The sequence below is a fragment of the Leuconostoc kimchii IMSNU 11154 genome (assembly GCF_000092505.1).
Lineage (GTDB): Bacteria > Bacillota > Bacilli > Lactobacillales > Lactobacillaceae > Leuconostoc > Leuconostoc kimchii.
Window position 1 is genome coordinate 887,677 of sequence record NC_014136.1, and the last position, 14,313, is coordinate 901,989.

The window sequence follows — 14,313 nt, forward strand, 5'->3', positions numbered from 1 at the left end:
AGGAGAAAACATGACAGAGCAAAATTGGTTATTATCTTATCATGATATTGTAAACGGTGTGAAAAATTATGGTCGTGAAAGCTTATTGAGCTTAGGAAATGGCTTTCTAGGTTGGCGTGGCTCATTAGTGACAAGCACATACGGGGATGACTTTTATCCGGGATTATACGCAGCCGGCGTTTTCAACCAAACATCTACACCAGTTGCTGGGCGTTCCGTTGTTAATGAAGATTTAGTTAACTTACCAAATGTGCAATTGATGCGTATTGAAGTTGATGGTAAACCGTTAATTATTAATAACGAAACAATCATATCTTTAAATCGATACCTTAACTTCAATACTGGTGAATTGGTTGACCAGTATCGTGTTGTTGTAAATAATGAACCAGCACATTACATTGATATTGAAACAACTAAGGTGATAGATCCCATCGCCTGGCATCGTTTAGCATTAGAATTTAAAGTAACACCGAGTTATGACGTTCACTTGACTATTGCAGCAGAAATTGATGGTCAAATTGAAAACAAAAATGTTGCCCGTTATCGTGATTTTGACTCGAAAGAATTTATTGTTAAAGCCGTGACTGATCATGTGATGACAGTTCAAACGCGAACGACTGGTGTGACAGTTGCTTTAGCTTCTCAATCAAGTGGGGATAACGTGATTGACAAACACGTGTTGTCCACAGGAACAACAGTTGCAGATTATTATAACGTCTCTGGGCGAGCGAATCATACGATAACAATTCATCGAGTTATGGCTGTTGCAAGTACACTTGAAACTAAAACAGATGTTGTTAAGTTTGTTAAAAACGAGATTAGTCAAAGCACTTTCGAAGATGTTCAAAAAAATAGTCAAGACTATTGGCATAAATTGTGGTTAACAAAAGACATTGAAATTACTGGTGATGATGATATGCAACAACTCACTCGTATGAATATTTTTCACCTGAATCAGATGGCGAATCCAAATGCGAACCCGCTTTTAGACGCGTCGGTGGGATCTCGTGGGTTAACAGGTGAGGGATACCGTGGTCACATTTTCTGGGATGAAATCTTTGCCATACCTTATTATTCGGCGAATGAACCTCGTGTTGCGCGCGCAATCCTAAAGTATCGTACAAATCGTTTGTTAGCAGCTAAACGTAATGCTGTTTCTGAAAATGAGATAGGCGCAATGTATCCCTGGCAGTCGGGGATGTATGGGGATGAACAAAGCCAATTAATCCACCTGAACACTGTTGACAATACGTGGATTCCCGATAATTCACGGTTACAGCGGCATGTGTCTTTGGCAGTTGCGTACAATATGTGGGTATATCAAAAAATATCAGGTCAAGTGGATCAACTTGATCAGAATGGGTTAGAGATGTTAATCCAAATTGCGCGTTTCTGGATAAATAAGGCGAAATTAGCAGACGGTCGTTATACAATTGCTGGCGTGATGGGACCGAACGAGTTCCATGAGGCAGCGCCTGGTGCGCATGTCGGTGGTTTGAAAAATAACGCCTATACAAATTTGATGGTTGTTTGGTTATTAAATTATATTGATGACTTATCACATCAATCGGCGATTAACTTTGAAAAGGTCGCACAAAAATCTGGTTTTACAAGTGAAGAGCAAGAAAAAGCATGGCAATTACGACATCACTTAAAACTATCTATCAATAAAGATGGTGTTGTGGAGCAGTATGAGGGGTTCTTTAAATTAGCGCAACTTGATTTTTCAGCATATGAGGCAAAGTATGGCGATATTCACCGTATTGATCGTTTATTGAAATCTGAAGGAAAATCACCAGATGATTATCAGGTAATCAAACAGGCTGATTTCTTGATGTTAATATACAATTTTGGTGCAACGCAGACACGTCAGTTAATTGAACAATTGGGTTATGCGCTGCCTGATCAATGGCTAGCTAGAAACACAGCTTATTATTTAAAGCGAACGACTCATGGATCAACAACTTCACGACCAGTATTTGCTGGAATTTATCTCGCACTTGCACGACTAGGCGAAACCACATATGAAGCGGATGCCTATAAATTTTTAACCGATGCGATCCGATCCGATTATGATGATATACAAGGTGGCACGACGGCAGAAGGTGTGCATATGGGCGTTATGGGTGAAACATTAGCAGTCATTCAAAATGATTATGCTGGTGTAGACATGCGACATGAGCAGTTCACATTAGACCCCCGTTTGCCAAAGCAATGGTCAGCGTTACAATTTTCACAACTTTATCATGGTGCGCACTTAAAGATTAATATCACACCGCAAACGGTTTCAATTATGAGTGACCAAGCAATGGCAATTAAGGTCTGTGATGAAATAGTTGCTGTTAAGGCGAACGAAACTAGAAAGGTTGTTTATCATGGTTAATTTTTCAGATATTAAGGGATTTACTTTTGATTTAGATGGGGTGATTACTGATACAGCAAAGTTTCATGAACAAGCGTGGCATGATTTAGCAACAGAACTAGGTGTTGAATGGTCTGACACATTAGGTAGTCAATTGAAAGGTATTGGTCGGATGGATTCTTTGAATATGATTCTGGCTGCAGGTGGTAAGCAAAATCAGTTCAGTGATGATGAAAAAATGATGTTTGCTCATAAAAAAAATACCCATTATGTTGCACTCATACAAAGCCTCACACCAGATGATATTTTACCGGGCATAACCGCATTTTTAGGGGAAATTAGGGCTGGTGGGTTTCTTGCAAGCATTGCAAGTGCTTCAAAAAACGCCCCTCAGATACTTAAAAAGCTAGAGATTACAAATTATTTTGTTGGTATTGTTGATCCATCAACAGTGTCACATGGTAAACCAGATCCTGAAATCTTCGTTAGAGCTGGTGAACTATTGAACCTGCAACCCAAACAAATTATTGGGATTGAAGACGCGAGTGCCGGTGTCCAAGCTATTAAAGCGGCTGGACAAACAGCACTTGGCGTTGGCGCAGCAACGCAATCAGCCAAGCCACATTTATGGGTTCGTGACACAGCAGACATTTCTCTTAAGACGATAGCTATGAAATTAAGTAGTGACTGATAAATAAAATAATAATCATTAAAAATGATGTAACGCACAAGCATAGCACGAGACGTTTTGATTAAAACGTCTCGTGCTGTTTTAGTTTATAAATAGGTCATTAGGGAGATAGATTGATATATCAGTGTTTATGGATTAGTAACGCTTTATTCAACAGCATAATAAAAGGTTATTCAACACGTTACATAAGTTACATAAATTACTTTAGTTTCTTTTTGTTATTTAATTCACAAATTTAAGCTATTATAGTCTTTGAAAAGTAAAAGGAATTTATTGGAGGCTTTAAAATGAACTTTTTGAACGCGTTGGAGAAGACATTTACAAATGTAAATATTGTGAGTGCGATCACATCTACGGTTTTTATTATTTTAATTGGTTACGGCATGCGAAAAAAAGGTGTGTTTACGGATACATTCGCTAAAACATTAACCAAAGTTGTATTAAGTGTCGCATTACCTGCATTAGCATTTACATCGTTTATGCAACCTATCGATGCTAAAACACTGAGTCAAAGTACGAATGTTTTAATTTGGGGCATTGTGATGTACGTGGTTCTAATCTTTATTATGAATCCTTTTTTTACCATGTATAAAACACAAGGCGACAGGCAGATGACTTTGAAAGTTTTGTCTATTTTTGGATCAACAACATTTTTTGGATTACCTATTGTCGGTGCAGTGTGGGGAGCTAAGGGTATTCTATATGGTTCGATTTTTAATATAGGTTACCGTATATTTCTTTACTCATACGCTTATATAAAAATGTCTGGTCTAAAAATGGAATTATCAAATATTAAAAAAATGTTTCTTAATCCAATCGTTATTGCCACCTTTGTTGGTTTAATACTATGGCTTATTCAAGGCATTGTACCAACAGTTAGCGTGATAGATGTAGCCGGGAAAACACAAAATGTTGCTTTTTATCGCATTGATTTGACAGCATTATGGTTAATGAAACCCTTAACTTACTTATCAGGATTGGCTTCGCCCTTAGCTTGGTTAGCGATTGGATCAACCCTGGGGTCAATATCATTTGGAAAGGCATTTTCAGACAAAACTTCATGGTACTATACTTTTATTAAAATTATTGTTGTACCAGTTATTAATATTATTTTATTAACACTATTATCAGTAACACATATTTTACCAGTTGATCAGACAGCACTAGCCGTGATTGTCATTATGATGGCGACACCACCAGCGACAGTTGCGGTGTCATATGCTATTAGTTTTGATCGAGAGGCGTTATTGGCATCTAACACATCATTACTTGCAACATTAGCTGCCGTAGTCATGACACCCGTTTGGATTGTCGTATTAACGATTATTGCACACACTGGTTTATTTAAATAATTGGAGGATAACATGTTCAAAATAACAGCTTACGGTGTTCGAGAAAATGAAGTTGCTTATTTTCGTAAACTCAATATTTTCAATTATGATTTAAACTTGATTCCTGAAAATCTCACGCAATCAAATATTGGCACTGCAAAAGGTTCTGACGGCATACTATTACGTGCCAATAATGATGGTTCAGAACCAGTATTGCGTCAATTAAAAGATTGGGGGATTAAATATGTATTCACGCGAACTGTAGGATATGATCATATTGATCTTGAAGCAGCAGCAAAACTAGGAATTATAGTAGCACGTGTCCCTGCATATTCACCCTACGCTGTTGCCGACTTAGCCATGAATTTAGGCATTACTTTAGTTCGCCGTACGGCAATTGCCACGTCACGCGCGGCATTGGCTGATTTTAAAATTGAAACTGATTTATTTGGTCGAGAAATTCACGACTTAACAATTGGCATTATTGGCACAGGAAAAATTGGCTTAGCAGAAGCAAAACTTTATAAGGGACTCGGTGCTAAAGTTGTGGGATATGATGTTTTTGAATCTGACGTTGCGAAAGGAATTTTAACGTTTGTATCACAAGATGAACTGCTAAAAATGTCAGATATTGTCAGTTTGCATGTTCCTCATTTCCCAAACAAAAATGATCATTTTTTTAATGATCAAGTAATTAGTAAAATGAAGAAAGGCGCAATTTTAGTCAATACATCTCGAGCAGAAATAACAGATCAATCAGCAATTATTCAAGCTATCAAGAGTGGCCATTTAGGTGGGTTCGGGGCTGATGTTGTATTACGCGAAAAAGAAATATTTGGACATCAATTTGATGAGAATCATATTTTAAAGGATGAAGAAGTGACCGAATTATTAGATCTTTATCCTAAAGTGCTACTAACACCACATATTGGTTCATATACGGAAGAAGCATTAACGGACATGATTAATATTAGTTATCAAAATTTCAATGACGTGCTTATTAAAGGCACGACAGTTAATCAAGTCGCACTGACATCGGCATAGACATCACTTAAAGATTCAGGGCAACTGAATCTTTTTTATGCTATATTCAACGGTATAGGACAGATGTTAAGAGGGTTAGAATGCATAGAATTAAAAAAGTGCCATTACAATTGATTATTATCGCTATTGTTCTTTTGGCTACTGTAATTTCTTTAGGGACAACGGGTATTTTGTTACAACAAGTGATTGAAAGCAATGAGCGGCAAATTATTAATATACGGTTGAAAAATATTGCACAAATGGCTGCTAAAGACTCGACGGTTGTCAACAGTTTGTCTTCGGGCGCAAGTCAAGCGGACAGAAGTGCTGTTCAAAGCTATGCGCAGCGCCTGACAAAATCTGAAAATATTGATTTTGTTGTGGTGTTAAACAGCGATCTTGTTCGGTTATCTCATCCTAATGTGAAGCAAATTGGGAAAAAATTTAGCTCACCGCGAGATGCGGCACCGACATTACGAGGTCAATCTCATTTTTCAAAAAAAATGGGCATATTAGGGTTAGGTTATCGTTATTTTGTGCCAGTATATAGTGATACTCACAATATTATAGGTGTAGTTAGTGTGGGATTGACTGAGGATACAATTTCTCAGTCAATAAAAACAGCACGGCGTCCAATTTTAATGGGACTTATTATTGGCTTATTAATTGGTATTATCGGATCAATACTGTTAGCTAAGCGATTGAAAAAGGTACTATTAAATATGGAACCCCATGTTATTGCTAAAAAATTAGTTGAAAAAAACACCATTGAAAACAGTATGATGGAGGGGCTATTAGTTATTGATGATGACCACACAATAATTGCGACTAACAGTATGGCTAATCAATTACTACCCGATATAGGCCATGTTGGAGATAAATTAGCGGTAGCTATTTATCAAACGTTTTTTACGGTTATATCGCGTGACAATAATACCCACAGGGTGGTGTTTAATGCGCGAGAATATCTGTGCTCTGCTGCCAAATTGACATATCCTGAAGTCGGAGCACTTGTTTTGTTTCGTGATATTACTGATTTGAAAGAGATTGTTGAAGAGCTGGATGGCACCAAACAATATGCTCAAGCGTTGAGAGCACAGACGCATGAGTTCATGAATAAATTGCAAGCCATTTCTGGATTAATAGAATTAAATAAATACGATCAAGTGATGGCACTTATCCCACAATTAACCAATGATTACCATCAGAATGTTGGCTATGTGACGTCGCATATTAAAATGCCAGTAATTGCTGGGTTCCTAATTGGCAAGATTAATTATGCCAAAGAACATGAGGTGAGTTTAATATTGCGGGAAACATCTAGTATGCCAGAGTTATCTATTTCGGGTAAAGAGATAACAAATGTTATTAAAATTGTCGGAAACCTTATTGATAACGCCGTTGATGCTGTAGCATTTCAAAATACACAAACGATTGATTTATTGATACAGTATGATGAAGATGGGCGGGCATTGATTATAGAAATTATAGATAGTGGAATAGGTATGCCAATTGAACAGTATGACCTCATTTTGAGCGCTGGTTTTTCAACAAAAGGGGCACATCGTGGTTATGGTTTGGCTACAATCAATGATATTATAATGGCGCACCAAGGATTTATTGATATTAACTCGGAGCCAAATAAAGGTACAAGAATTTATATAGAATACCCATTAGAGATACGAGGAGCCTAGTGAAATGACTTACAGTGTTTTAATAATTGAAGATGACCCAATGGTTGCAGATATTATCAGCCAATTTTTAAATCAGACAGCACATGCATTATTTGCCCCTATTACAATAGTTGGACGTCTAGAAGAGGTTCAAGATCGGGTTGATTTTTCAACAATAGACCTATTATTGATAGATGTCTATTTACCTGATGGTCAAGGAACAACGTTTTTGACTGAGTTACGAAATAAACGTATTTCAGTTGCAACAATTATGATTACAGCTGCAGATGATCGCGAAACTTTCAGACAAGCAATGACAAATGGTGTGATTGATTATTTGATTAAGCCATTCCAAATGCAGCGTTTTAACCAAGCAATACAAAAATTTTTAGTTTTAGAAGAAATCGCTTTGCGAAAAGAAAAACTATCTCAGCAAGACGTTAATCAATATTTTCAGAGTGAAACAAAAAATGAACCGTTAGCTATGGATTTACCAAAGGGCATTTCTGAATTAACTTTGAAGTTAATTATTACAACAATATTTTCTTTTTCAAAGACTTTTTCCAATCAATCACTTTCTCAGCGGGTCAAGTTATCACGTGTGACAACAAAAAAATATCTAGATTATTTAGTAGAAAATGCGTTTTTAACTGTTAAAGTAACCTATCTAGATGTTGGACGTCCGTTATCAAGCTATAAGATCAATCCTTTAAAATATGAAGCGCTACGCCATTTCACAATCTGAAGGTATAGACCATGATATAATAAAATCATTAAATTTAAAGGGATATATGATGATTATTCAACAAGCTATTTTGCACATTTTGGATACAAATACAGGTAACTTGATTGCTTCTCAAGGCGAAATGTCTGTTGAAAATCCAGGCATTCATGATTATATTGAAAAATTAGTTAACAAAATATATCATGGTGATGTTAAAACTGGTCTGTTAGCTTCTGAAACATATTTACAAAGGATGCTCTCAAATCAAAATTTTCCAGAGATGACCACACAACTAGCTACCAAGTTATTTGATATCATTGCGGGTAGTGATGCAATTCAGTCAGGTGATTTATTAAGTTTCAGAGCTATAACAGATGATGGTCCAATTTTTGGTTTGATTAAATTAAACTATTCACCACGATATGCACATGCTGTGGCATATGTTGCAGATCAAATGGTGAATAGTTTAGTTTTGAATCAAACAGTACTACCTGCTGCAACGCAAAGTGTTGAAGAAGCAATTTTAGTGAATACAGAGACGAATCGCTATCATTTACTTGAAAAAAAGCATCTCATTGATGGTCAGCGTGTGGCTTATTTTTCAGAAAAATTTTTAAATATCACACCTGAAATTTCTTTGAAGGAAAACATTCAAGTGATTAAACGTACAGTTAAAAGTGTTACTGAAAAATACGATAGTATGCCGGAACATGAGACATTGGCTTTAACACAGTCAGCCATTTATGATGCATTAGAGACCGGTAGCATTGATACTGATGTGATTGCTGAAAAAGTCTTTTCAGACAATACTTCAGCCAAGGTGTTATACCAGGAAAAAATTGCTGATAAAATTGCGCATAAAGCGATATCAGTTGAAAATGTTGAAAAATATGAAAAGAAATATCGTGTTCAAAAGTTTAAACTAGATTCAGGTATTGAAATCTCTATTCCAATGTCTGTATACCAAGATCATACGAAGGTTGAGTTTGTTAACAATGCTAATGGGACAACGTCACTAGTGATTAAAGATATTGAAACGATTTTAAATAAGTTTACGAGTTAATTTTATCGAATTAGTGGTGTGATACAGAGCTGAATTGTGTTATTTATTGGTATAATAAAATGAATACGAAAGGACAGCATCAATGTTTACTACTTGTAAACGTTGATCGTGATGAAAATATGCCATATAAAGATTCCTATGTTGCTAAAATTCGTGAACGAGTTGGGCATGAATTTGAGTTAGTTATGCCGACAACAGATGTTGTGATTGAAAATGAACAGGGCGAATTATTAATGATTTTTAATCGCGATTTTCAAGGGTGGGCTTTTCCCGGCGGCTATGTTGAACCAGAAATGTCCTGGCCGGAAAATGCTGCGCGCGAAGTGTTAGAAGAAGCTGGTGTACATGCTGATGCTGATGATTTGAAGCTCATTGGTACGATATCTGGTCGAAACTATAAAGCACAGTATCCCAATGGCGATATTGCTAAGTTATATAGTAATATTTTTCTACTAGACCAGTGGGATGCCGAAACTAGCAAAATAGATGTAACAGAAATTGATGCGAAAAAATGGGTTTCACCGAAAACAATTGACCATATGCATCTCACTTTCTCAGGGCAAGCAACCTATCGTTTGTATCGTGCGTACAAAAAAAATGGGAACGCACAAGTTTTAACGATCGATCGTGAAATTCAACGTTTTTTGGATGCTCAGAATGGCGAAATCGTTGGCGTTAATAATTATCAAGATGCTTTAAAAGAACTTTCAAATGGTAAAAAGTTGACACACTGGATGTGGTTTGTGTTACCACAACTACGTGCTTTAGGACGTAGTGAACGTGCGATTTATTATGGCATTAAAGGACTGCATGAGGCACATGAATATTTAGCTGATGACATCTTAAATACGCGCTTAGAGAAAATTGTGGCAACAACATTATCTTTACAGGGAAATGATCCCATTGCCTTATTTGGTGAGATTGATGCTATCAAATTTCAAGCCAGTCTGACCTTATTTGCTCAAGTTGCTGATACAAAACTGTATCACAGTGCATTGGACAAGTACTTTAATGGACAGCCGCATGCTGAAACGCTTAAATTACTAAAATAAAAGACGCAAAGCTTCTAGAAATTAAGGCTTTGCGTTTTTTTGAAAATACATTATGCACCGGTATAGTCGGGTGCTAGTTTATTAATTGGAGGTGTGAATTCACGCATTGATTCTGCAAGGTGCACAAAGTTTGTGACCAAATGATGATTTGGTGCCTGTGTGCCGTTCTTATCTGCTAAATTAGCAATCCAACCATTGATATAATCGACCTCTGTTGGACGTCCCTTAACGAAATCTTGATACATCGAAGGAAAATGTAGTGGGTTAGCAACATTTGATACATAGTCAACTTGGGCGACCATGTCGTCGCGTGATTCAATTAGCTTGATACCGGCTGCTTCAGCTGCATCATATGCTTCGTTAATCAGTGGGCGAGCGATACCTTCTAAAAAGCCATCATAAGCCATTAATTGTCCCATTCGTGATTGGAACATGGTTGCAATTGAATTTTCTACCGCGTTGAAAAAGACTTTTGTTAGTAAAGTCCCCATAAAGTTTTCAGTATAACTTGGATTTAAGTGTGCCGCTTTAAAATCAGCTTGTAAGGCGTCCATTGTTGCAGACGGTTTTTCAGTTAGATTCGCGTAGACGGATGAACCAGCGCCCTCGTTACCCATAAAATCAACATCACCAAAATCATTTAAAACAGTAGCAATCATAGCAGTACCACCGATAATGTGTGCGTTGTCAAAATATTTTTGCAACTTTTCGATGTGTCCCATGCCATTCATAGCACCTAAAGCTGTCTGTCCGTTTTTGAACTTAGGCGCTAAGCGTTCAAGTGTATCTTTTAATTGCATTTGTTTCATAAAGAAAATCCAGACGTCTGGAGAACCTTCATATGATTCAGGTGAGAAAATATTAATCTTTATTTTGTGTCGATCTTTATGATCTCGCGACTTCCAAACGTTATGGTCTTGTCCGATGATTTTATCAAGACTGGCCTGCGTTGGTTCGATAAAGTCAACTGGTACACCAGCATTTTCTTGGAGTAAAATACCATATCGCAACCCCATCGCTCCAGCGCCAACTATTGCATATTTCATATGTATATTCTCCTTTTGATTATTAATGTTATTATTCTAATCTAATTCACATTTTAAGTCAACCGTAATCTAATTTTTTAAACTAGGAACTCGTATTAATTTACCGTATAATAATAACCATAGTGTCATTTTAACGTTGTAGATAAAGGAAGTTTAATATGTCTAAAGAAATTTATTTAACAGGTGATCGGCCAACAGGGAAATTACATATTGGTCATTATATTGGTTCATTAAAGAATCGTGTACGCATGCAAAATTCTGGTGAGTACTCACCATTTGTTATGATAGCCGATACACAAGCCTTTACTGACAATGCGCGTAATCCAGAAAAAATTCGTCAGTCATTAACTGAAGTTGCATTAGATTATTTGGCTGTGGGTATTGATCCTGCAAAAACTACAATATTTGTGCAGTCACAAATTAAAGGTTTGTTTGAATTAACGGAATACTTTATGAATTTAGTTTCTGTTGCACGTTTGCAGCGTAATCCCACTGTGAAATCTGAAATTTCACAAAAAGGTTTTAATGAAGGCATTCCAGCTGGATTTTTAACTTATCCTGTCTCTCAAGCGGCTGATATTGCGATTTTTCGTGCTACCAAGGTGCCAGTGGGCGATGATCAAGAGCCTATGTTAGAACAAGCACGTGAGCTAGTACGCTCGTTTAATAATGCCTATCAAGCTGATGTTTTAGTTGAACCGGTTGGTGTTTTTCCACCAAAGGGACAGGGACGTTTACCAGGTATCGACGGTAATGCTAAAATGTCTAAATCACTAGGTAACGGTATTTATATTTCTGATGATACAGATACAATGGCTAAAAAAATCAAATCAATGTATACAGATCCGCTGCACATTAACATCGCGGATCCTGGACATATAGAAGGAAACGTGGTGTTTACCTACTTGGATATCTTTGATCCTGATAAACAACGTGTACAGGACTTGAAAGATCATTATACAGCAGGTGGATTAGGGGACATGAAGCTTAAAAAGCACTTGATTGACGTGATGGAAGCGGAAATGGCACCTATTCGTCAACGACGTGAAGCTTATGCGCAGGATATACCTGCGGTTCTTCGTATGTTAGAAGAAGGTTCTAGGCGAGCTAACGTGGTTGCTGAATCAACTATGAAAGATGTCCGTCATGCAATGGGCATTGATTATTTCGGATAATATAAGTAAAAGGCAATAACTCTTTTGAGTTATTGCCTTTTACTTATTCGCCTGTTGTATTGTCAATATTTGTTTCCTCATCACTTGTTAAAGATGAGGATGTTGTGCTTGCACTATTATCGCCAACGGGACGTAACGAGGTTGCGATGGCTGAAAGTTCAGTTGGTATTTTACCACCATACGGTAAACCAGTTTTTTTAGATTTTAATCCCAAAGCTTTTCGCGCCAAATTTGTTGTACGTTGTTTCTCTTTTTGAGGAATGACTTCATAAGATACATTATTACCTTCAGAGTCAGGATAACTTGTGCCAATACCTTGCATGTGCTCAGTAACAATATTATTTTTGGCGTCGATATACTTACTTGCTAATGTTGTTAAATCACCAAATGTTAAGTCTGTACGAACATTTTTAGAAATCGTAGACATGAATTTTTCATTCAACAGCGTAGAAACACTCGCTGATTTTTTAATAAGGCCCTCTAAAACAATGCGTTGTCGTTTCTGGCGACCGTAATCACCATCGGGGTCATCATAACGCATACGTGAAAATGCTAAAGCAGCATCGCCATTCATACGTGTTTTTGATGCTGACCAAGTTTGACCATTGTCGTCAGAATGTTCATATTTGTTACTGTTTTTGTGAAAACGATAAAGGTTAGGACCATAATCATGAGCTGTTTCCTGACTGTAGGTAAAGTCAATTGGTGAATCGACTGAGATACCACCGACCTGATCAACCATATTTGCTAGACCGCCCATATTGACTAAGGCATAGTAGTCTATTGGAATATTTAGAAAAGCTTCAACGGTCTTGATAGAGGTAGCAGTTGAACCATATGCGTAAGCAGCATTGAGTTTTTGTGGGAAGGTATCCTCGTAACCAACAATTGATACCATGGCATCACGAGGTAATGAAATCATTGTGGTTTTTTTTGTTTTGGGGTTAATAAGAAGCAACATCATCGAGTCTGTCCGACCACGATAGGTACGTCCTAGTTCGCCCGTGTCTGTCCCATAAAGCAAGACGGATATTGGTCGTCCACTTTTAATAATATTAGACACATTACGAGATTTTGTTAGTCCGGCACCGGCATATGACTTATCAATAACGCCTTTTGTATTATTAATTGTACGCCAAACAAAGAAACTGCCAATAATTGTAACAATTGCAATGATAAAAAAAATTGTGTTACGTAATTTGTGATTAGGACTCTGGTAACGTTTTGAACGTGACTCTGGTTTAGAAGCCATTAGGGTAGCTCTCCTGATGTTTAATGATGGTAGATGTTATACAGATACAAGTATACATAGGTGGCATAAAATCAATTATTAACACTATAATTGATAGAGATAAAGACAATATTAAATTATAACTGATATTAGTAGATTTAAAAGAAACTAATGTATATAATGTTACAATTATTGTGATGAATAAACAAGAGAGTTAAGAAAATGTTAATCCAGCCTGATAAATTAAGAAAAGTACTCATACTAATTTTTAGTCTACTATTTGTATTTCTAGCGATTCAAGTGAGATTTGATATGTTGTTTATACATGTCATTGATAACGGCGCTACGTTAATCATACAAAATTTAATGCCGCGGCATTTACAGTGGTGGATTACTTTTGGTGCTTCATTTGCTCACTATTGGATTGCTTTGCCAATTATGGGTATTTTAGCGAGTTTACTTTATTTGATGAATTACAAAATTGCTATGTGGTGGTTACAAATTTTTGCGATATGTGAAGTAGTTATTGTACCACGTCTCATTAGTGATCAACGTGTTCGTCTATTCATGACGGTATGCGCTGTGATGTTATGGATGGCGATGTTGGTTGCATGTATACAAAAGTATAATATACCACTATCAAGTGGTTTAGGTTCGTTATTTTTTGGTTATTTTTGGTGGCAATTCAGTGAGGAACAGTACCGAAAACGTGCCAATCACTGGCGACGTGTATTAGAAATTGACACACTTATTTAAAAATGATATGATATTCAAGTTATCAAAGAGGTTGCAACCAACATAAATCGCGTAAATGAGCCTGCCATGGGCGTTGAGGTTACGTTAAAGGGGCGGTTGCCGAAATAACATTCTTGGCAAAATGTTATTGGGCTAATAATTAATAGTTGTTAGACTGTCACGGCAGCGTGGTGTGCTTTGAAAAGT

12 protein-coding genes and 1 riboswitch are annotated in these 14,313 nt (G+C 36.8%); of the genes, 10 read left to right on the forward strand and 2 right to left on the reverse strand.

Annotation, left to right across the window (positions count from 1 at the left end; translation table 11 throughout):
* Positions 1-10: 10 nt before the first annotated feature.
* From LKI_RS04890 to LKI_RS04925, 8 genes are all read left to right on the forward strand, one after another.
* Positions 11-2,383, forward strand: a complete 2,373-nt coding sequence (locus LKI_RS04890; RefSeq protein ID WP_013103063.1) for a glycoside hydrolase family 65 protein — start codon at positions 11-13, stop codon at positions 2,381-2,383.
* Complete coding sequence (pgmB, locus tag LKI_RS04895; protein ID WP_013103064.1) at positions 2,376-3,053, forward strand: beta-phosphoglucomutase; 678 nt, start codon at positions 2,376-2,378, stop codon at positions 3,051-3,053. The genes LKI_RS04890 and pgmB overlap by 8 nt, the downstream gene beginning before the upstream one ends.
* 287 nt (positions 3,054-3,340) lie before the next feature.
* Positions 3,341-4,405 carry an AEC family transporter gene (locus LKI_RS04900; protein WP_013103065.1) on the forward strand — a complete coding sequence of 355 codons (1,065 nt, stop codon included), beginning with the start codon at positions 3,341-3,343 and terminating at the stop codon, positions 4,403-4,405.
* A gap of 12 nt (positions 4,406-4,417) precedes the next feature.
* Entirely contained in the window at positions 4,418-5,428 is a 1,011-nt protein-coding gene (locus LKI_RS04905) for an NAD(P)-dependent oxidoreductase (protein ID WP_013103066.1), read from the forward strand.
* 80 nt (positions 5,429-5,508) lie between these two features.
* Positions 5,509-7,101 carry an ATP-binding protein gene (locus tag LKI_RS04910; RefSeq protein WP_013103067.1) on the forward strand — a complete coding sequence of 531 codons (1,593 nt, stop codon included), beginning with the start codon at positions 5,509-5,511 and terminating at the stop codon, positions 7,099-7,101.
* 4 nt (positions 7,102-7,105) lie between these two features.
* Positions 7,106-7,825: a response regulator gene (locus LKI_RS04915; RefSeq protein ID WP_013103068.1), complete on the forward strand. Its 720-nt coding sequence runs from the start codon at positions 7,106-7,108 to the stop codon at positions 7,823-7,825.
* Between the two features lie 49 nt (positions 7,826-7,874).
* Complete coding sequence (locus LKI_RS04920) at positions 7,875-8,867, forward strand: nucleoid-associated protein (RefSeq protein ID WP_013103069.1); 993 nt, start codon at positions 7,875-7,877, stop codon at positions 8,865-8,867.
* A gap of 119 nt (positions 8,868-8,986) precedes the next feature.
* The gene (locus LKI_RS04925) at positions 8,987-9,919 is read left to right on the forward strand and encodes a DUF1810 family protein (protein WP_041773590.1); all 933 of its coding nucleotides are present in this window, start codon (positions 8,987-8,989) and stop codon (positions 9,917-9,919) included.
* 50 nt (positions 9,920-9,969) lie between these two features.
* Here LKI_RS04925 and LKI_RS04930 read toward each other — a convergent pair whose 3' ends face one another.
* Positions 9,970-10,965, reverse strand: coding sequence for a ketopantoate reductase family protein (locus tag LKI_RS04930; RefSeq protein ID WP_013103071.1), 996 nt, complete (start codon positions 10,963-10,965; stop codon positions 9,970-9,972).
* Between the two features lie 158 nt (positions 10,966-11,123).
* Between LKI_RS04930 and trpS the strand changes: the two genes are divergently transcribed.
* Positions 11,124-12,140, forward strand: coding sequence for a tryptophan--tRNA ligase (trpS, locus tag LKI_RS04935; RefSeq protein WP_013103072.1), 1,017 nt, complete (start codon positions 11,124-11,126; stop codon positions 12,138-12,140).
* 43 nt (positions 12,141-12,183) lie between these two features.
* Here the strand turns inward: trpS and LKI_RS04940 are convergent, their stop codons facing one another.
* Entirely contained in the window at positions 12,184-13,392 is a 1,209-nt protein-coding gene (locus tag LKI_RS04940) for an LCP family protein (protein ID WP_013103073.1), read from the reverse strand.
* A gap of 291 nt (positions 13,393-13,683) precedes the next feature.
* On the opposite strand from LKI_RS04940, the gene LKI_RS04945 reads away from it, so the two are divergent.
* Positions 13,684-14,127 (forward strand): phospholipid phosphatase, encoded by a 444-nt coding sequence (locus LKI_RS04945; RefSeq protein WP_242651990.1) that lies wholly within the window; start codon positions 13,684-13,686, stop codon positions 14,125-14,127.
* 17 nt (positions 14,128-14,144) lie between these two features.
* Positions 14,145-14,313, forward strand: a riboswitch (Lysine riboswitch).

What these genes read in the sequence shown, in the direction of transcription:
- pgmB (WP_013103064.1), top strand. Translation starts at nt 2,376, where the DNA reads ATGGTTAATTTTTCAGATATTAAGGGATTTACTTTTGATTTAGATGGG.
- LKI_RS04910 (WP_013103067.1), top strand. Translation starts at nt 5,509, where the DNA reads ATGCATAGAATTAAAAAAGTGCCATTACAATTGATTATTATCGCTATT.
- trpS (WP_013103072.1), top strand. Translation starts at nt 11,124, where the DNA reads ATGTCTAAAGAAATTTATTTAACAGGTGATCGGCCAACAGGGAAATTA.
- LKI_RS04945 (WP_242651990.1), top strand. Translation starts at nt 13,684, where the DNA reads ATGTTGTTTATACATGTCATTGATAACGGCGCTACGTTAATCATACAA.
- LKI_RS04925 (WP_041773590.1), top strand. Translation starts at nt 8,987, where the DNA reads ATGCCATATAAAGATTCCTATGTTGCTAAAATTCGTGAACGAGTTGGG.
- LKI_RS04915 (WP_013103068.1), top strand. Translation starts at nt 7,106, where the DNA reads ATGACTTACAGTGTTTTAATAATTGAAGATGACCCAATGGTTGCAGAT.
- LKI_RS04920 (WP_013103069.1), top strand. Translation starts at nt 7,875, where the DNA reads ATGATTATTCAACAAGCTATTTTGCACATTTTGGATACAAATACAGGT.
- LKI_RS04940 (WP_013103073.1), bottom strand. Translation starts at nt 13,392, where the DNA reads ATGGCTTCTAAACCAGAGTCACGTTCAAAACGTTACCAGAGTCCTAAT.
- LKI_RS04890 (WP_013103063.1), top strand. Translation starts at nt 11, where the DNA reads ATGACAGAGCAAAATTGGTTATTATCTTATCATGATATTGTAAACGGT.
- LKI_RS04900 (WP_013103065.1), top strand. Translation starts at nt 3,341, where the DNA reads ATGAACTTTTTGAACGCGTTGGAGAAGACATTTACAAATGTAAATATT.
- LKI_RS04905 (WP_013103066.1), top strand. Translation starts at nt 4,418, where the DNA reads ATGTTCAAAATAACAGCTTACGGTGTTCGAGAAAATGAAGTTGCTTAT.
- LKI_RS04930 (WP_013103071.1), bottom strand. Translation starts at nt 10,965, where the DNA reads ATGAAATATGCAATAGTTGGCGCTGGAGCGATGGGGTTGCGATATGGT.